The organism is Pseudomonas sp. MWU16-30317, assembly GCF_020515695.1.
GTDB lineage: Bacteria > Pseudomonadota > Gammaproteobacteria > Pseudomonadales > Pseudomonadaceae > Aquipseudomonas.
Window position 1 is genome coordinate 109338 of sequence record NZ_JAIWJA010000003.1, and the last position, 18415, is coordinate 127752.

Consider the following 18415-nt stretch of genomic DNA (forward strand, 5'->3'; position numbering starts at 1 on the left):
ACGAGGGTCATTTCCAGCGAGAAAGGACGAAGCGTGGCAGCTCGTCCGGATACGGCTTGAACTGCAGGTCCTGATTGAAGGCGTAGTTCAGCGAGTAGTTGAACAGCGGCGCCCAGTAGGCCTGTTCGCTGATGCGCTTGAGCGCCTTGCTGTAGTTCTCCTTGCGCACTTGTGGGTCGAGGGCGTTGTCGGCGGTCTGCAGCCACTTTTGCACGTCTGGGTCTTTGATGTTGTCATCCGGGTTGCCCTTGAACCAGGTGCCGGCCGAGGCCGAAGTGTCGAGGATCGAGAACGAGCCCCAGGCCTGAAACGACATCGGCACATGGCCGCCGCGCTGCTGGTCGCGCAGGGCGGCGTATTTGAGGTAACGAAGCTTGGCGTTGATACCCACAGCGCGCAGGTTGCCGATGATGGCTTCGGCGTAGTCGCGATCCCGATAGGCGTAGATCTCGGTTTCGAAGCCCTGTGGATAACCTGCTTCCTTGAGCAGCTCCTTGGCCTTGGCCGGGTCATAGTTGTATTGCGTGGCCACGCTGGTGTCACAGCCAAACTGCGCGGGGTAGCAGGCGACCTGCAACGGCTTGCTTTCGCCACCGACCAGTTGCGATGCCAGGGCCTCGCGGTTGATGGCGTAATTAATGGCCTGGCGGACCTTGAGATTCTTCATCGGCGAGTTGTCGCTGGAGGTGCCACGCGCGTCGAGGATCAGGAAGCCAATGCGCATGGTGGCGCCACTGACTACCGACAGATTGGGCATCGCCTTGAGCTGCTCGGCCTGATCCGGCGCCACTCGCCAGATCCAATCGACGCCACCGGTCATCAGTTCTGCCGTGCGGGTTTCGGCATCAGGGATCACGCGAAACTGCAGGTTTTTGATGTGTGCCGGGCCCTGGGGGCTTTCTTTGAAGTAATCGTCGTTACGCACCATGGTCACGCCGACCCCTGGGGTCACCGACACAACCTTGTAAGGGCCGGTGCCGATTGGCTGTTTGGCGAAGCCCGCCAGCCCGACTTTCTCGAAATAGGCTTTGGGGAAAATCGGTACGGCGTTGGACAAGTACTCCAGCGCGGGCGGGAAGGGCTTCTTCATGTGCAAGCGCACCTGGTAGTCACCCAGCTTCTCGGCGCTGGCGATCCAGTCGACGTTTTGTACCGTGACCACCTTGGAGTCCGGCGACACCACCCAGTTGAGGGTGAACACCACGTCGTCGGCGGTCATCGGCGTGCCATCGTGAAACTTCACGTCCTGACGCAGGGTGAAATCGAGAGTGGTGTCGTCGACCTGTTTCCAGCTCTGGGCAAGCATGGGTTTGTATTCGCCGGTGTCCGGGTCGCGATAGATCAAGTTGTCCCAGGCCAAACGCGCCAACACCACGCCTTCGCGCAAGTCGTTGTGATAAGGGCTGATGTTTTCAGGTTCGCTGTCTGACGCGTACACCAACGTGTCGGTGGCTTTGTTGGCGAATACCGGGGTGGTGCAGAACAAGGCCAGCAGTGCTGCACTGCAGGCGAAACCTTTGATGCCCATGCCGTCGTCTCCGTGGCGAGTGAGTGTGTCAAAGGGCAGGGACCGCAATAGGGTAGAGGGCGCAGCTGTTTTTCTTATGGAAAACGCTTGATGGGCGAGCCACAGCAGGGCTCGACTTGATCCTATGCATAGCGTATCAATGCCACAAGCATCTTCTTTCGAAGTCTTCGTTGCCTTAAAGGCAAACCCTCCTGGAGGTGACATGCAGCTTTACGGTGTGCAATCCATCGCCTTGCGGCATTTCCTTGAAGTCGCCCGCTGCGGATCGATCAGTGAAGCCTCCGAACATCTGAACGTCGCCGCTTCGGCCGTAAGCCGGCAGATCGCCAAGCTGGAGCGCGACATGAACTGCGTGCTGTTCGAACGCCGCGCCCGGGGGATGCTGCTCAGCGACGCCGGCGCACGCCTGGCCGCCTATGCGCGCAAGGCCGAACTGGAAGCACGCGAAGTGATTGCCGAGATCCGCGACCTGCAAGGGCTGCAACGTGGGGTGGTGAAGATTGGCTGCTCCGAGGGTTTTGCCATGGAGTTCCTGCCAGGCGCCATTGCGGAATTTCGCCGCGAGTACCAGGGTATCCATTTCACCTTGGAGGTATTCCCGCCGACCGTGGCCACCGAGAAAGTGCGCACCGGGGAGGTCGATCTGGCGCTGACGTTCAGCTTGTCGCCCGAGCGGGAGATCAAGGTCGAGCATGCGTTTCTCGGCATCATCAAAGCCATCGTCGCCAATAATCATCCACTGGCGGGCAGGGCGCAGGTCACCTTGGCCGAGCTACAGCCATACCCCATTGCCTTGCCGATGCCGAACACCACGCTTCGGCAGTTGTTCGACATCTGCTGCAGCGTGCAGGGGCTGTACTTCGAGCCGGCGTTGACGAGCAACTACTTTGGGGCGATGTATCAGTTTGTGATGGATGGCGGCGGGATCAGCCTGGCGGGGGAGCTCACCCTGCATAACCGCGTGGTGCACCGGGACGTGCAGGCGATCGCGATTGCGGATGGGGAAATGCAGAAGCGGCGGGTGGAGTTGCAGAGTATGGCGGGGCGGACGCTACCCTCGGCGGTGGGGGTGTTTCGGGATTTTCTGGTGGCGAAGTTGGCGGCTGCGGAGCCTTCGTTGCTAGGGGAGCACGCCGGGCAATAAAAACCCGGCGGTTGAAGACGAGCGTCGGTTATCGCTCTAGGCGCCATAACCAACGATTCGATCACCTTGGGGAATCAGTAAGCACACTTGCCGCCAGTCCGTTGATCAGCCACACCCGGTTTCAACTTGATGATCAGTTGCACATTGGGCACGTCACCTACCGTACGGGACAGGTGGCCTACACGTTGGTCATCAGGGCGTGGCCGAGACACGGTGTCGGCATTGAACTGCATCTCACCGGGCCCCTGTACCAGTACGGTACCGTCGGTAGTTTCCACCGACCATTTGCCCTGCAGGGTAATCACCCATTGCGGCCCGGGCGCACGGTGCCAACTGCCGACATAGCCTGGAGGCAGCACGGCGTAGGCGATACTTTCGATGTCATCGGGCGACACTCCTATCCATTGCGGCGCTGCTGGCGGTGCATAGCTTTTGAACTCCAACCCTTCCAGCCGACAATGGCCTATATGGGTAGCGCCCTTATCATCGGCCCATAGCGTGGCATACGAAATTGGGGGTTGAAGCTGACCGTTACTGTGGGTCGTGTCCGATGATTCTTTTGGCACCGATTGTACGGTTGCACTGGCCGTGCCAGATGCGGCACATGCGACGACACAAGAAAATACCATCGCGTATAAAGGTTTCATCAGCTAACTCCGTCCGTGTAAAAATTTGTTTGCCTATTCAGCGCGCGGCTGCCATGCCGGGGACCTATCAGCCGAACCTTATGCAAACACTACTCATAAAAAAGGCCGACCCTAAGGTCGGCCTTTCAATGCTGGGATCACTATAGTGTGATGGCAGCCATCGTTTCAGTGAACAAACCTTAAAAATCCAGGTTCGACACTGCCAACGCATTGCTCTCGATAAAGTCACGACGTGGCTCGACCGCGTCACCCATCAAGGTATTGAAGATCTGATCGGCACCGATCGCATCTTCAATGGTCACGCGCAGCATGCGGCGTACGGCAGGGTCCATGGTGGTTTCCCACAGCTGGTCCGGGTTCATTTCACCGAGACCTTTATAGCGCTGGATGGTATGGCGCTTGGTGCTTTCGGCCATCAGCCATTCCAAGGCTTCCTTGAACTCCACCACGGCTTTCTTGCGCTCGCCACGTTGGATATACGCGCCTTCGTCCAGCAGCGTGCTCAGCTGCGCACCCAAGGCAGTGACCGTTTTGTAGTCATTGCTGCCGAAGAAGTCGCGGTTGAAGGTGACGTAGTTGGCCAGGCCGTGGGAGGTGATTTCCACTTCCGGCAGCCAGACGTTACGTTCACGGTCTTCACGCAGGCTGGCCTTGTAGACCAGGCCGGACTTCTCGGTGTTGCGCAGGCGCTCGTCGAACTTGGCCAGCCAGGCTTGCATGCCTTCGTGGCTGGACAGGTCTTCAAGTGACACAGCCGGCAGGTACACGAAATGCTCGGTGAGCTCTTGCGGGTACAGGCGCGACAGACGCTTGAGGGTCTTCATCACCATGCGGAAATCATTCACCAGACGCTCCAGCGCCTCGCCGGAGATGCCCGGTGCCGATTCGTTAAGGTGCAGGCTGGCGTCTTCGAGGGCCGACTGCGTCATGTATTCTTCCATGGCGTCGTCGTCCTTGATGTACTGCTCCTGCTTGCCCTTCTTGACCTTGTACAGCGGCGGTTGAGCGATGTAGATGTAACCACGCTCGACCAGCTCTGGCAGTTGGCGGAAGAAGAAGGTCAGCAACAAGGTACGGATGTGCGATCCGTCGACGTCAGCATCGGTCATGATGATGATGTTGTGATAGCGCAGCTTGTCGATGTTGTACTCGTCGCGACCGATACCGCAGCCCAGCGCGGTGATCAAGGTGCCGACTTCCTGAGAGGAAATCATCTTGTCGAAGCGGGCCTTCTCAACGTTGAGGATCTTGCCCTTCAACGGCAGGATCGCCTGGGTCTTGCGGTTTCGGCCCTGCTTGGCCGACCCGCCTGCGGAGTCCCCTTCCACCAGGTACAGTTCAGAGAGGGCAGGGTCTTTCTCTTGGCAGTCAGCCAGTTTGCCTGGCAAGCCGGCGATGTCCAGCGCGCCTTTGCGGCGGGTCATCTCACGGGCCTTGCGCGCGGCTTCACGGGCACGGGCGGCGTCGATCATCTTGCCGACCACGGCCTTGGCTTCGTTCGGGTTCTCGAGCAGGAAGTCCGAGAAGTGCTTGCCCATTTCCTGTTCGACCGCAGTTTTGACTTCGGACGAAACCAGCTTGTCCTTGGTCTGCGAGCTGAACTTGGGATCCGGGACCTTGACCGAAATGATCGCAGTCAAACCTTCACGGGCATCATCACCGGTGGTCGCGACCTTGTGCTTCTTGGCCAGTCCTTCCTGCTCGATGTAGGTGTTGAGGTTACGCGTCAGGGCCGAGCGGAAGCCCACCAAGTGCGTACCACCGTCACGCTGCGGAATATTGTTGGTGAAGCACAGCAGGTTCTCGTTGAAGCTGTCGTTCCACTGCAGAGCGATCTCGACACCGATGCCGTCTTCACGCTGCATGTTGAAGTGGAACACCTGGTTGACCGGAGTCTTGTTGGTGTTCAGGTATTCAACGAACGCGCGCAGACCGCCTTCGTACTTGAACAGTTCTTCGCGGCCCGAGCGCTCATCCTTCAACAGGATGCCGACGCCAGAGTTGAGGAACGACAGTTCACGAATGCGCTTGGCCAGGATGTCCCAGCTGAACTGGATATTCTTGAACGTCTCAGCCGATGGCTTGAAGTGAATCTGAGTACCGGTGGTGTCGCTATCACCGACGATTTTCATCGGCTCTTGTGGCACACCGTGGACGTACAGCTGTTCCCAGATATGGCCGCTGCGGCGAACCGTCAGCAGCAGGGACTCGGACAGGGCGTTTACAACCGAAACACCCACGCCGTGCAATCCGCCGGAAACCTTGTAGGAGTTATCGTCGAATTTACCGCCAGCGTGGAGTACGGTCATGATGACCTCGGCGGCAGACACGCCTTCCTCTTTATGCACGTCGACTGGAATACCGCGACCGTTGTCGCGCACCGAGATGGATTCATCTGGGTGGATGGTGATGGTGATGTCGTCACAGTGGCCGGCCAAGGCTTCGTCGATAGAGTTGTCGACGACCTCGAACACCATGTGGTGCAGACCGCTACCATCATCGGTGTCGCCAATGTACATACCGGGACGTTTGCGTACGGCATCAAGCCCTTTCAGCACTTTAATGCTGGAGGAGTCGTACGTTTGGTTTTCGCTCATGCCTTCACTCCCGATGATCGTGGGTCTGGGTGATACGGCCTTGTTCCACGTGGAACAAGGCAACTGGCGTTTCCGTCTGCCAGCCTTCCCTCAATAATTCGTGGTCTACACAGGTGATGAACACCTGGCAGCGTAAGTCTTCCAACAAGCGGCATAAGGAGCGACGGTGCTGCTCATCGAGCTCCGACGGCAAGTCGTCCACCAGATAGATGCATTGCCCGCGACGGGCCTGGCTCACCAGATGCCCCTGCGCTATTCGCAATGCGCACACCACCAACTTCTGCTGGCCTCTGGATAAAATCTCGGCAGCATTATGGCCGCCCAGCCTCAATCGCAAATCGGCGCGTTGCGGTCCCGCTTGGGTATGTCCCATTTGCTGGTCGCGAAACAGGGAGGTCGACAGCACCTCAACAAGTTCGCGGTCTTTATCCCAGCCGCGGTAATAGCTTAATGTCAGCCCCTCGAGCGAGACCAGTTCACTCAAGGTCTGCTCGAACACCGGCTTCAAAGCCTTTATGTAGGCTCGGCGATATCCATCGATCTCAGCGCTGGCCTGGCACAGTTCCCTGTCCCATGCCGCTTGTGAAGCGGCGTCAAGTGTACCATGCCGCAGCCATGAGTTCCGTTGCTTCAGTGCCTTCTGCAGCCGCTGCCAGGTACCCATAAAGCGGGGTTCCACGTGGAACACTCCCCAGTCGAGGAACTGCCGGCGGATTTTGGGGGCACCTTCGAGCAGTCGAAAACTGTCTGGATTGATAAGTTGCAGCGGCATGATCTCGGCCAATTGTGCTGCGCTACGCGCATTCTGACCGTCGATACGGATAGTGAATTCACCGTTACGCTCGCGCGATACACCCAGGTTCCGCGGCCCGGCTTCGGCTTCATCGACAACACCGAACACGGTGCAGGCGGCTTGTTCGTGCTGAATGACCGGTAACAGGCGGGTGCTGCGAAACGACCGCGCCAAGCCGAGCAGATGCACGGCTTCGAGCATGCTGGTCTTGCCGCTGCCGTTGGCGCCGTACAGGATATTGATACGCGGGGAGGGGGAGATCGTCACCGGGTGCAGATTGCGCACCGCGGTGACCGACACACGACTGAGGGACATCTAGTCTGTGCTGAGCATTACAAACGCATGGGCATAACGACGTACGCGGAGTCGTCGTTGTCAGATTCCTGCAGCAGCGCGCTGCTGTTGGAATCGGACAGGATCAAGCGCACTTGTTCAGTCGTCATGACGCCCAGCACGTCCAGCAAATAGCTGACGTTGAAACCGATCTCCAGCGAACCGCCGTTGTAATCGACGCCCACTTCTTCTTCCGCTTCTTCCTGCTCAGGGTTGTTGGCCTGAATCTTCAGCTGACCATTGGCCAATTGCAGACGGATACCACGGTACTTCTCGTTGGAGAGAATAGCGGTACGGCTGAACGCTTCACGCAGGGCCTGACGATCACCAAGCACCAGCTTGTCACCGCCTTTAGGCAGCACGCGCTCGTAATCCGGGAACTTGCCGTCGACCAGTTTCGAGGTGAAGGTAAATTCGCCAGTGGTCGCACGGATGTGATGTTGACCCAAGACGATGCTGACCATGCCATCCGGCTCGGTCAGCAAGCGGGCAAGCTCAAGGATACCTTTACGGGGCACGATCACCTGATGGCGATCCGGCTGGCCGATATCGGCCTGCATCGAGCACATTGCCAAGCGGTGGCCGTCGGTGGCGACGGCGCGCATCACCCCAGCGGATACTTCCAGCAACATACCGTTGAGGTAGTAGCGCACGTCCTGTTGAGCCATGGCGAAGCTGGTGCGTTCGATCAAACGACGCAGGCGGCTTTGCTCCAGGCTACAGGTCAGCGAGCCAGGACCTTCCTCGACCGTCGGGAAATCGTTGGCGGGCAAGGTCGACAGCGTGAATCGGCTGCGACCGGCCTTGACCACGAGTTTTTGCTCGTCGAGTTTGATGTCGATCAGCACGTCGTTGGGCAAGCTCTTGCAGATATCCATCAGCTTGCGCGCGGGCACGGTGATTTCGCCTGGCTCGGCGGGCTCTTCCAACTGCACTCGACCCACCAGCTCGACCTCCAGGTCAGTACCGGTAAGCGAGAGTTGCTGACCCTCGACAACGAGCAATACGTTCGACAGGACCGGCAAGGTCTGGCGGCGCTCGACGACCCCTGCGACCAGTTGCAGAGGTTTCAACAGGGCTTCGCGTTGAATGGTGAAATGCATGGTCTAGTCCCTTGCCTTGATGAGCTGCGCTGAGCGGATCACGTCGTCAGCGTCCGCAGCAGGTTCTTGTAATCCTCGCGGATGTCCGCGTCGGATTCTTTGAGTTCGTTGATCTTGCGGCAGGCGTGAAGCACCGTGGTGTGGTCGCGGCCGCCAAATACGTCGCCGATTTCAGGAAGACTGTGGTTGGTCAGTTCCTTGGACAGGGCCATGGCCACCTGGCGCGGGCGCGCCACCGAGCGCGAACGACGCTTGGACAACAGATCGGAAATCTTGATCTTGTAGTACTCGGCCACGGTGCGCTGGATGTTATCCACACTGACCAGTTTGTCCTGCAGCGCCAGCAAGTCCTTGAGCGATTCGCGAATCAGCTCGATGGTAATGTCTCGGCCCATAAAGTGCGAATGCGCGATCACGCGCTTCAACGCGCCTTCGAGCTCGCGCACGTTGGAGCGGATGCGCTGGGCGATGAAGAAGGCTGCGTCGTGAGGTAGCTCGACTTTGGCCTGGTCGGCCTTTTTCATCAGGATCGCGACGCGGGTTTCGAGCTCAGGTGGCTCGACGGCGACCGTCAGGCCCCAACCGAAGCGCGACTTGAGGCGTTCTTCAAGGCCTTCGATTTCCTTCGGGTAGCGGTCACTGGTGAGGATGACCTGCTGACCACCTTCGAGCAGAGCGTTGAAGGTGTGGAAAAACTCCTCTTGGGAGCGCTCCTTGCGGGCGAAGAACTGAATGTCATCGATAAGCAAGGCGTCCACCGAGCGGTAGAAACGCTTGAACTCGTTGATGGCATTGAGCTGCAGCGCCTTGACCATGTCGGCAACGAAGCGCTCCGAGTGCAGGTACACCACTTTGGCATTGGGGTTCTTCTTGAGCAGGTGGTTACCCACAGCGTGCATCAAGTGAGTCTTACCCAGACCGACGCCACCATAAAGGAAGAGCGGGTTGTAACCGTGTTTGGGGTTATCGGCTACCTGCCAGGCAGCCGCGCGAGCCAGCTGGTTGGATTTACCTTCGACGAAGTTTTCGAAAGTGAAGGTACGGTTCAGATAACTGGTGTGCTTGAGGCCGCCTTCTACCTGAACGGTACGCTGCTCGGCACGCACGGGTGCTTGCTGCGAACTGGCACCTGCCATGGAGTCGAAACTGTGTCGGGAAGGCTCGTCGTGAGCGGCTGTGACCACAGCGGCCGCCACGACCGCAGGGGCGGCGGCGGTGACGGGCTCCGGAGCAGGCGCGCTCGCGGCTTGCGAAGCTGCTACGGCGGCGGCCAATGGCGCGTTGGGCGCCGCACGCGCGGCCGAACTGCGACGGCTGCCAATCAATAAGGAAAGCGCAGGCGCCATGCCATTGCCGTGCTCACCGAGCAACTCGAGCAAGCGGCTCAGGTATTTCTCGTTAACCCAATCGAGCACGAACCGGTTAGGCGCATAGACGCGCAACTCGTCGCCTTCGGCTTCGACCTGTAGCGGACGGATCCAGGTGTTGAATTGCTGGGCAGGCAGTTCATCGCGCAGAAGCTCTACGCACTGCTGCCAAAGTTCCACTGACACGGATATCCCCTGATTTGAGCACAGCTAAGGCAAAAACAGCGGCCATTGTACCGGCCACCGTGACACTTATCCACATGCGCAGGCTCTCCGGACCACAATAAATCAGCATCTTAGGGCTTTTTCTGCGCGCTTGACCCTGCCCCTGAGATCTGTGGATAACCCTACTCAAGCCCTTTGTACAAGTCGGGGTTGAAATCTGTGGATAACTACCCTGTGGACAAGTAGCCATTCCATACACAGGTTGTACGCGGGCGCAGCACAGGAACGGCACCGCTTGCGGACAGACTTGTGAATCGCTGTGAGCGCCGGCTTTACGGCCCCAAAATGGGTTATCCACAGAAAAGCGTCTACTTAACATCAGTAAGCATTACAAAAAAGCTTTAAAATAAGTCCCTTCTTTATTTCTATTTCAAGCAGACAAGCCGGGGAGCAAAAGCGGTCGATCAGGGAAGAGATCAAGGTAGAGCGGACAGACAGGCGGTCATGCCTAATTGAAGGAAAAGCTGGTTGGAAATTGACCTGCGGCGTTGCACCCACTAGAATCGCCGGTCTCTTAAAACGGGGGCCATTCCGGCCCGTAGTCGAACAACCAGGTAGCACGCCATGAAACGTACTTTCCAACCCAGCACCATCAAACGCGCCCGCACCCACGGTTTCCGTGCTCGCATGGCCACCAAGAACGGCCGTGCCGTACTGTCGCGTCGCCGTGCCAAAGGCCGTGCGCGTCTGGCCGTTTGATTCTCCGGCACAGGGGGTGAGTCAGGACTTCAATCGGGATAAGCGTCTGCTTACACCCCGGCACTTCAAGACAGTCTTCGACTCCCCAACCGGCAAGGTTCCAGGGAAAAACCTGCTGCTCCTTGCGCGCGAAAACGATTTCGAACACCCCCGTCTAGGGCTGGTGATCGGAAAAAAGAGCGTCAAGCTCTCCGTTCAGCGCAACCGCCTCAAACGTGTGATGCGCGATTCATTCCGTCTGCACCAGGAACTCCTGGCCGGATGGGACATAGTGATCGTGGCTCGCAAAGGTTTGGGCGACGTGGAAAATCCGGAACTGCATCAACATTTGGGCAAGCTCTGGAAACGCCTTGCTCGGAGCCGGCCTGCTCCAGTGGCCAGCACCGAACCTGAAGGGGTGGACAGTCAAGATGCGTAAACTGGCACTCGTACCGATCCAGTTTTATCGCTATGCCATCAGCCCATTGATGGCAGACCACTGTCGCTTCTACCCCAGTTGCTCCTGCTACGCGATCGAAGCCATTGAACAACATGGCGTATTGCGTGGTGGCTGGTTGGCAGCTCGTCGTCTGGGTCGCTGTCATCCTTGGAACACCGGTGGGTTCGACCCTGTTCCGCCTGCCCACTCTCCCCGTATTTCTTCGATAGCCGAGTAATCATGGATATTAAACGCACGATCCTGATCGTCGCCCTGGCAGTCGTCGCCTACGTCATGGTTTTCAAGTGGAACCAGGACTACGGCCAGACTCCACCGCCGAATCAGAATGCTGCCGCCACCCGTGCTTCGGAACTGCCTGACGTACCTGCCGGTACCAGCGCAGCTGCCAGCGCCGATGTCCCTAACGCCGGAACCGACGGTACTGCCGCAGCACCTGCCATCGCGCCGGTCGCTACCAGCAGCAACCTGATCCGCGTCAAGACCGACGTCCTCGACCTGGCTATCGATCCAAAAGGCGGCGATGTCGTCCAGCTGACGCTGCCTAAATTCCCGCGTCGCCAGGACCATCCCGAAATTCCGTTCCAACTGTTCGACGACGGTGGCGAGCGCACCTACCTGGCGCAAAGCGGCCTGACCGGTGCCAATGGCCCGGATGTGCGTGCTGCCGGTCGCCCGTTGTATGCCTCTGCGCAACCGAGCTACCAGCTGGCTGACGGTCAGGACCAACTGGTCGTCGACCTGAAGTTCAGCGACAACGGCGTCAACTACATCAAGCGCTTCACCCTGGACCGCGGCGAGTACGACCTCAAGGTCACGTACCTGATCGACAACCAGAGCGCGCAAGCGTGGAACGGCAACCTGTTCGCCCAGCTCAAGCGCGACCACAGCGATGACCCTTCGGCCAGTACCGCCACCAGTACCGCCACCTACCTGGGTGCGGCCATGTGGACCAGTAACGAGCCGTACAAAAAAGTGTCGATGAAAGATATCGACAAGGGCAACCTGAAAGAAACCGTGCAAGGTGGCTGGGTCGCTTGGCTGCAGCACTATTTCGTGACTGCGTGGATTCCGGCGAAGGACGACAGCAACAACGTCACCACTCGCAAGGACAGCCAGGGTAACTACATCATCGGCTTCACCGGCCCGACCATTACCGTCGCGCCGGGAGCGAAGGCTGAAACCACCGCTACCCTGTATGCTGGCCCGAAAACCCAGGACCGCCTGAAAGCGCTGTCCCCAGGTCTGGAATTGACGGTTGACTACGGCATCCTGTGGTTCATCGCTCAACCGATCTTCTGGTTGCTCAAGCACATCCACGCGATCCTCGGTAACTGGGGCTTCTCGATCATCTGCCTGACCGTCCTGATCAAGCTGCTGTTCTTCCCGCTGTCCGCCGCCAGCTACAAGTCGATGGCGCGCATGCGTGCCGTGGCACCGAAACTGGCTGCGCTGAAAGAGCAGCACGGTGACGATCGTCAGAAGATGTCGCAGTCGATGATGGAGCTGTACAAGAAAGAGAAGATCAACCCACTGGGCGGCTGCTTGCCGATCGTGGTGCAGATGCCGGTCTTCCTGTCGCTCTACTGGGTGTTGCTTGAAAGCGTCGAGATGCGCCAAGCCCCTTGGCTGCTGTGGATAACCGACCTGTCGATCAAGGATCCGTTCTTCATCCTGCCGATCATCATGGGCGCGACCATGTTCATTCAGCAGCGCTTGAACCCGACACCGCCGGATCCGATGCAGGCCAAGGTGATGAAGTTGATGCCGATCGTGTTCACCTTCTTCTTCCTGTGGTTCCCGGCCGGTCTGGTCATGTACTGGGTGACCAACAACACGTTGTCGATTCTGCAGCAGTGGTACATTACCCGCAGCATTGAACGGGCTAACGCTGCTAAAGCCGCCGCCTGACAGATCGAGGTTCGATCTGTGGATAAAACGCCCCCGTCGTGGGGCGTTTTGCTATCTGTGTATATCTGTCGAGAGGCCTGAGCCATGAACATCCCCCGTGAAACCATCGCCGCCATCGCCACTGCCCAAGGGCGCGGTGGGGTCGGCATCGTGCGTATTTCCGGACCTTTGGCCAGCAGCGCGGCGCAAGCCATTACCGCCCGCACCCTGACGCCGCGCTATGCCCACTACGGTGCTTTTCGCGATGACGAAGGCGAGGTGATCGATGAAGGCCTGGCGCTATATTTCCCCGGCCCCAACTCGTTCACCGGTGAAGATGTGCTCGAATTGCAAGGCCATGGCGGCCCCGTAGTGCTCGATATGCTGCTGCAACGCTGTGTACAACTGGGTTGTCGTTTGGCGCGGCCCGGGGAATTCAGCGAGCGGGCGTTCCTTAACGACAAGCTCGACCTGGCCCAGGCCGAGGCGATCGCCGACCTGATAGAGGCAAGTTCTGCACAGGCCGCGCGCAACGCCCTGCGCTCTCTACAAGGCGCATTTTCGCTGCGGGTCAACGATCTCACCGAAAAACTGATCAGCCTGCGTATCTATGTGGAAGCCGCCATTGATTTCCCAGAGGAAGAGATCGACTTCCTTGCCGACGGCCACGTCCTGGCAATGGTGGATAAAGTCCGCGCTGAGTTATCCACAGTGCTCAAGGAGGCCGGGCAGGGCGCTTTGTTGCGTGATGGCATGAACGTGGTGATTGCCGGCCGCCCCAACGCTGGCAAGTCGAGCCTGCTCAACCTGCTGGCCGGGCGCGAAGCGGCGATCGTGACCGATATCGCCGGCACCACCCGTGATGTGCTGCGCGAACATATCCACATCGATGGCATGCCACTGCACGTGGTCGATACCGCCGGTTTGCGCGACACCGACGACCATGTGGAAAAGATCGGCGTCGAACGTGCCCTGAAGGCCATCGGCGAGGCCGACCGCGTGCTGCTGGTGGTCGATGCCACCGCGCCGGAGGCCGATGATCCCTTCGCCTTATGGCCGGAATTCCTCCAACAGCGCCCCGATCCGGCCAAAGTCACGCTGATCCGCAATAAGGCCGACCTCAGTGCAGAGCCCATCAGCATGACCACCAGCGCTGACGGTCACGTAACCATCAGCCTCAGCGCCAAGACCGAAGGCGCGGGGCTGGAGCTATTGCGTGAGCATCTGAAGGCATGCATGGGTTATGAACAGACGGCCGAAAGCAGTTTCAGCGCGCGTCGCCGCCATCTGGAGGCGCTGCGTCAGGCCTGTGGATATCTTGACCACGGTCGCGAGCAGCTGACCCTGGCGGGGGCCGGTGAACTGTTGGCTGAAGATTTACGCCATGCACAGCAGGCGCTGGGGGAGATCACCGGAGCGTTCAGCTCCGATGATCTGTTGGGGCGGATATTTTCCAGCTTCTGTATCGGTAAATAACTTATCCACAATCGATGCGTCCTACGGGAGCGTCACCAGTTGTAGGAAACCGTCCCCAGCAGCGTGCGGGTGTCACCCCAGTAGCAGCGCCCCGCATCGTTGCAACCCGACACGTAGTCTTTGTTGAAGAGGTTTTTCGCGTTGAGATCCACCGACCAGTGCGGGTCTATGCGGTAACCGACGTTAGCGTCCACCAGCGTCACGTCGCCGGCATCGAGCTTGCCGTACAGGCTCGACCCGGTGTACGAGAAGGTGCTGTCGAAATAGCGCACCCCGGCGCCGACGTGCAGCCCATTGAGATAGCCATCGAGGAAGCGGTATTTGGCCCAGACCGACGCCTGGTTGCGCGGTACACCGGTCATCTGCTTGCCTTCGACGATCGATCCAGCCTTGTCCTTGGTAATGCGCGCATCGGTGTAGCTGTAGGATGCCACCAGGTTGAGGTTGGCGGTGACATCGCTGTTGACCTCCAGCTCCATACCCTTGGAGCGGCTCTGCCCGACCTGGCGATAGGTGTTGCTAGTTGAATCCAGGTAGGTGTCGTCTTTTTTCAGCAGGTCGTAGACGGACGCAGTGATCGAAGTGTTCCAGCCAATCGGCTCGATCTTCATCCCCACTTCGTACTGGCGGCTGGTGATCGGATTGAGCGGCGCGCCGGCGTTGGAGATCTGCTGCACGGGCACGAATGCGGTCGAATAGCTGATGTACGGCGTGACACCGTTATCGAAGGCGTACATCAAGCCGCCCTGATAGGTGAATTTCTTGTCGGTAGAACTGATATCGCTAGCGGGGCTGACCTTGTCGCGGAAATCACTGTCGACCCAGTCCTGGCGCCCACCCAACAGCATGATCCAGTGGTCATACTTGCTGTGCAGCTGGGCATAAACCCCGTTCATCTCCTGATCGAGCAGGGTGTTCTGCACATGTACCGGCGTGGTGGGCGTGCGGGTATACACAGGGTTGAACACATTGATCACACCACCAAACCCAGCGTCCCAGTCCTGGTTGAACGCGGTGCGGTCATGGCTGGCGCCAAGCAACAGAGTGTTATCCACAGGCCCGACGGCAAACTTCCCTTCCAGCTGGTTATCCACAGAGTAGACCGTCGACTCATTGTCCCGGTCATAGGCGGTCATGGTCACGTTGGTCCCGTAGCCACCGTTGTTCAGGGCGGTTGGCCAGGTCTCGTGGCGATCAATGCGCGATTCCATGAACCGCGAGTTCTGGCGGAACTGCCAATCGTCATTGAAGCTGTGGACAAATTCGTACCCGGCGCTCCAGGTCTCGCGCTTGAAGTGGTTCCAGTCTGGATCGCCGAGCAGGGTGTGTTTGCTCAGCTTGCCATTGGGGTTGTCCAGCAAGGTGCCGGCAGCGGGCAGGCCGAGCTCGAGATTGGTGTGGTCCTTCTGGTAGTTGGCCAGCAAGGTCAGGCTGTTGTAGTCGTCGAAGTTAAGGGTCATCGACGGCGCCACGTACAGGCGATCGTCCGGCACGTGATCGGTCTGGGTATCGGATTCGCGACCGAACATGACCATGCGGCCCAGCACGGTGCCGCTGTCGTTCAGCGGCCCGGACACGTCGATGCCCAACTGCCGGCGATTGTTGCTGCCGTAGCTCAGTTGCACCTCGCCCTGGGACTCGGTAGTTGGCCGTTTGCTGACCAGATTGACCAACCCGCCCGGCGCATTTTCGCCATAGAGAATGGATGACGGACCGCGGAAAATCTCTACCCGCTCCAGGCCATAGGGTTCGGTGGTGGTGTCGTAACGGTTGCCCTGCACCCGCAGGCCGTCGCGCAGCAGACCGTACCCATAATCGGTGGCGTTGAAGCCGCGGATAAAGAACAGGTCACCGGCCAGGCTGTCGCCCGCCGCGAAGGGCGGCGCGAAGATACCGGGCACGTAGCCGAGCACTTCGGTGAGGCTCTGGGATTTTTGGTCCTTCATACGCTGCGCGGTGACCACCGAGACCGAGCGCGGGGTCTCGGACAGCGCCGTACTGGTCTTGGTGGCGGCGCGACTGCGGTCGGCCTTGTAGCCTAGGTCAGGCTCGGCGTATTGCCCCTGTATCCCCGGGGTGGAGGAGTCGATACGGGTCGGCGCGAGATTGACCGCGTCACTGACGGGCACGGCTTGCAGGATATAACTGCCCGGCGCCTGACTGGCGGCCTGCAGCCCGGAGCCTTGCAGCAACGCGGCGAAGCCTTGGTCTATCGAATAACTGCCCTGCAGCCCCTCAGTGCGGCGATTGGCCGTCTGGCCGGGCGCGAACGAAAGGATCACATTGGCCGAGGCGGCGAACTGGCTCAGGGCCTTGTCCAATGGGCCGGCGCCGATGCTATAGCTCTGCGTTGCATTGGCGGCGTAGGCACTCCCGCTGAGCAGCGGCAACAGGCTGGCGCTACTTATCAACAGGCCGTAGGCGACGCAGTGTCGGGAAAGATGCCGGCGGGCAGACAAAGTCACAGGGGGAAAGCGCATGGTGGTTTTCGGCTCTGGAGGGGTGACAGATGTTCGCGTTGATCCGCGGTTATCTGTAGGGCCGCGCCAGCGTTGAAAAAGATAACCGGCCTGTGGATTATTTTTAGATCAAGCGCTTCGCAGGCAAGCCTTGCGCCCACAGAAGCGTGCCGGACGTTTGTAGTAGCAAGGTTTGCCCGCGAATAGGCTCACCGCCAATCGTCCGCGAAGCTGTCCAGTGTTCAGCGATGCTTGATGCTGACCCAATAGCGAGTGAAATAGCTGACGGTGATCGGCAGTGTCGCCTGCAGATTACTCAGCACCGCATCGCTGTCATTGACCTTGAAGGTCCCCGACACCCGCAGACGTGCCGCTTGCGGCTCACAGCGCACGGAGCCCGGCCGGTAACGGTCCAGCTCCTCGGCGACCTCGCCAAGTGTGGCATCCAGCACGATCAACTGACCATTGACCCAGGCCGCCTGGGACGCCGTATAGGGCTGATGAGGGGAGACATGCTGGCGGTCGAACTCCGCGCTTTCTCCGGCTTTCAGGCATTGACCGTCGGCCGGCGCATCCCGTGGCGACAGGCGTACCTGGTCTTCGAGCACGCCGACCCGAGTGGCTGTGGATAACTGCCGAACGGAAAAAACGGTCCCCAGGGCCTGCACGCGGCCTTCGCGGGTTGCCACATACAGCGGGCGTCCATCACCGCGCTTACCGGTGCTGACCAGAATTTCACCCTGCTGCAACGTGATCAGTCGTTGCTGAGAATCGTAGGAGATATCCACAGCCGTATCGGTATTCAGCTCGACCCGGGTGCCGTCGGGCAGTTCGATCGAGCGGTGCGCGCCCACTGCGGTGCGGTAGTCAGCCCATAGCGCGCCGGGGCTGATGCGATCCTGCACGTTCCAGCCCAGGTAACCCGTGGCGCCCACCAAGGCGAGCAGCTTGAGCACCTGGCGGCGCTGCTGACCAGCCGACAACGCGCGGCGGCTGGCTTCGCGGGGCAGGGCGCCGAGATGGCGCTGCATCTGCTCCATTTGCTCCCACGCCAGGCGGTGCGCCGGGTCGCTGTCGAGCCAGCGTTGCCAGGCTTGGCGTTGCCGGTCGCTGGGCGCTTCGCTTTGAAACTGCACGTACCAGGTCGCAGCCGCTTCGACGATCTTGCGCTGTGGCAGGCTGGCCATTCAGGACGCCGCCATGATCAGCGTGCACTCGGTGAACGCACGGATCATGTGCTTCTTGACCGTGGTCAGGGATACATCGAGCTGGGCGGCAATCTGTTGATAAGTCAGCCCGTCGAGTTGCGACAACAGGAATATCCGCTGAGTGCGGGCGCCGAGCATCGCCAATGTTTTATCCACAGCCACCAGGGTGTCGAGAATAATGGCTTTGTCTTCTTCACTGGGGGCGACCTGTTCTGGGCGAGCGGCAAGGCTCTGCAGATAGGCCGACTCAATCGCCCGCCGGCGGTACCGATCGATTACCAGCCCACGGGCAACAGTGGCCAGATAATCCCGCGGCTCGCGGATCTGATCGGCGCTGCGCGAGCTGAGCATGCGCACGAAGGTATCGTGGGCGACATCGGCGGCATCGCTGGCGCAAGACAATCGTCCCCTCAGCCACCCTTGCAGCCAGTGGTGGTGCTGCTGATAGATACGCTGAACAGCGTCGGTGTGGGGGAGAGAGGGCATGGAAATAAGATACGCTAATGATAA

At 59.4% G+C, this 18415-nt stretch carries 15 protein-coding genes; 6 read left to right on the forward strand and 9 right to left on the reverse strand.

Annotated elements, in window-relative coordinates; genetic code table 11:
* Positions 1-7: 7 nt before the first annotated feature.
* The gene (locus tag LIX93_RS09640) at positions 8-1528 is read right to left on the reverse strand and encodes an ABC transporter substrate-binding protein (protein WP_226503814.1); all 1521 of its coding nucleotides are present in this window, start codon (positions 1526-1528) and stop codon (positions 8-10) included.
* A 202-nt stretch (positions 1529-1730) separates the two neighbouring features.
* Between LIX93_RS09640 and LIX93_RS09645 the strand changes: the two genes are divergently transcribed.
* Positions 1731-2672 (forward strand): LysR substrate-binding domain-containing protein, encoded by a 942-nt coding sequence (locus tag LIX93_RS09645; RefSeq protein WP_226503815.1) that lies wholly within the window; start codon positions 1731-1733, stop codon positions 2670-2672.
* 74 nt (positions 2673-2746) lie between these two features.
* Here LIX93_RS09645 and LIX93_RS09650 read toward each other — a convergent pair whose 3' ends face one another.
* The 5 genes from LIX93_RS09650 to dnaA all read right to left on the reverse strand — a co-directional run bounded on the left by LIX93_RS09650 (position 2747) and on the right by dnaA (position 9698).
* Positions 2747-3319 carry a hypothetical protein gene (locus LIX93_RS09650; protein WP_226503816.1) on the reverse strand — a complete coding sequence of 191 codons (573 nt, stop codon included), beginning with the start codon at positions 3317-3319 and terminating at the stop codon, positions 2747-2749.
* 179 nt (positions 3320-3498) lie between these two features.
* On the reverse strand, positions 3499-5916 hold the full coding sequence (gene gyrB, locus LIX93_RS09655) for a DNA topoisomerase (ATP-hydrolyzing) subunit B (protein ID WP_226503817.1): 2418 nt from the start codon (positions 5914-5916) through the stop codon (positions 3499-3501).
* A gap of 4 nt (positions 5917-5920) precedes the next feature.
* On the reverse strand, positions 5921-7024 hold the full coding sequence (recF, locus tag LIX93_RS09660) for a DNA replication/repair protein RecF (RefSeq protein ID WP_226503818.1): 1104 nt from the start codon (positions 7022-7024) through the stop codon (positions 5921-5923).
* Between the two features lie 17 nt (positions 7025-7041).
* Positions 7042-8145 carry a DNA polymerase III subunit beta gene (gene dnaN, locus LIX93_RS09665; protein WP_226503819.1) on the reverse strand — a complete coding sequence of 368 codons (1104 nt, stop codon included), beginning with the start codon at positions 8143-8145 and terminating at the stop codon, positions 7042-7044.
* Positions 8146-8183: 38 nt separating this feature from the next.
* Complete coding sequence (dnaA, locus tag LIX93_RS09670; protein ID WP_226503820.1) at positions 8184-9698, reverse strand: chromosomal replication initiator protein DnaA; 1515 nt, start codon at positions 9696-9698, stop codon at positions 8184-8186.
* A gap of 603 nt (positions 9699-10301) precedes the next feature.
* Here dnaA and rpmH point away from each other — a divergent pair.
* The 5 genes from rpmH (at position 10302) to mnmE (ending at position 14238) form a co-directional block, all read left to right on the forward strand.
* A complete protein-coding gene (rpmH, locus tag LIX93_RS09675) occupies positions 10302-10436 on the forward strand; it encodes a 50S ribosomal protein L34 (RefSeq protein WP_003213577.1) in 135 nt (44 codons plus the stop codon).
* A gap of 16 nt (positions 10437-10452) precedes the next feature.
* Positions 10453-10854, forward strand: coding sequence for a ribonuclease P protein component (gene rnpA / locus LIX93_RS09680; protein WP_226503821.1), 402 nt, complete (start codon positions 10453-10455; stop codon positions 10852-10854).
* Positions 10847-11092, forward strand: a complete 246-nt coding sequence (yidD, locus tag LIX93_RS09685; RefSeq protein ID WP_226503822.1) for a membrane protein insertion efficiency factor YidD — start codon at positions 10847-10849, stop codon at positions 11090-11092. Before rnpA ends, yidD begins: the two co-directional genes overlap by 8 nt.
* A 2-nt stretch (positions 11093-11094) precedes the next feature.
* Complete coding sequence (gene yidC / locus LIX93_RS09690) at positions 11095-12783, forward strand: membrane protein insertase YidC (RefSeq protein WP_226503823.1); 1689 nt, start codon at positions 11095-11097, stop codon at positions 12781-12783.
* 84 nt (positions 12784-12867) lie between these two features.
* Positions 12868-14238 carry a tRNA uridine-5-carboxymethylaminomethyl(34) synthesis GTPase MnmE gene (gene mnmE / locus LIX93_RS09695; protein WP_226503824.1) on the forward strand — a complete coding sequence of 457 codons (1371 nt, stop codon included), beginning with the start codon at positions 12868-12870 and terminating at the stop codon, positions 14236-14238.
* Positions 14239-14270: 32 nt separating this feature from the next.
* Here the strand turns inward: mnmE and LIX93_RS09700 are convergent, their stop codons facing one another.
* From LIX93_RS09700 to LIX93_RS09710, 3 genes are all read right to left on the reverse strand, one after another.
* Positions 14271-16718: a TonB-dependent siderophore receptor gene (locus tag LIX93_RS09700; protein WP_226503825.1), complete on the reverse strand. Its 2448-nt coding sequence runs from the start codon at positions 16716-16718 to the stop codon at positions 14271-14273.
* Positions 16719-16939: 221 nt separating this feature from the next.
* Positions 16940-17884: a FecR domain-containing protein gene (locus LIX93_RS09705; RefSeq protein WP_226503826.1), complete on the reverse strand. Its 945-nt coding sequence runs from the start codon at positions 17882-17884 to the stop codon at positions 16940-16942.
* Positions 17885-18391 carry a sigma-70 family RNA polymerase sigma factor gene (locus LIX93_RS09710; RefSeq protein ID WP_226503827.1) on the reverse strand — a complete coding sequence of 169 codons (507 nt, stop codon included), beginning with the start codon at positions 18389-18391 and terminating at the stop codon, positions 17885-17887.
* Positions 18392-18415 lie beyond the last annotated feature (24 nt).

Coding starts and splice junctions, on each gene's coding strand:
- LIX93_RS09640 (WP_226503814.1), bottom strand. CDS start 1,528: ATGGGCATCAAAGGTTTCGCCTGCAGTGCAGCACTGCTGGCCTTGTTC.
- dnaN (WP_226503819.1), bottom strand. CDS start 8,145: ATGCATTTCACCATTCAACGCGAAGCCCTGTTGAAACCTCTGCAACTG.
- LIX93_RS09700 (WP_226503825.1), bottom strand. CDS start 16,718: ATGCGCTTTCCCCCTGTGACTTTGTCTGCCCGCCGGCATCTTTCCCGA.
- LIX93_RS09710 (WP_226503827.1), bottom strand. CDS start 18,391: ATGCCCTCTCTCCCCCACACCGACGCTGTTCAGCGTATCTATCAGCAG.
- LIX93_RS09650 (WP_226503816.1), bottom strand. CDS start 3,319: ATGAAACCTTTATACGCGATGGTATTTTCTTGTGTCGTCGCATGTGCC.
- recF (WP_226503818.1), bottom strand. CDS start 7,024: ATGTCCCTCAGTCGTGTGTCGGTCACCGCGGTGCGCAATCTGCACCCG.
- gyrB (WP_226503817.1), bottom strand. CDS start 5,916: ATGAGCGAAAACCAAACGTACGACTCCTCCAGCATTAAAGTGCTGAAA.
- mnmE (WP_226503824.1), top strand. CDS start 12,868: ATGAACATCCCCCGTGAAACCATCGCCGCCATCGCCACTGCCCAAGGG.
- yidC (WP_226503823.1), top strand. CDS start 11,095: ATGGATATTAAACGCACGATCCTGATCGTCGCCCTGGCAGTCGTCGCC.
- rpmH (WP_003213577.1), top strand. CDS start 10,302: ATGAAACGTACTTTCCAACCCAGCACCATCAAACGCGCCCGCACCCAC.
- LIX93_RS09705 (WP_226503826.1), bottom strand. CDS start 17,884: ATGGCCAGCCTGCCACAGCGCAAGATCGTCGAAGCGGCTGCGACCTGG.
- yidD (WP_226503822.1), top strand. CDS start 10,847: ATGCGTAAACTGGCACTCGTACCGATCCAGTTTTATCGCTATGCCATC.
- LIX93_RS09645 (WP_226503815.1), top strand. CDS start 1,731: ATGCAGCTTTACGGTGTGCAATCCATCGCCTTGCGGCATTTCCTTGAA.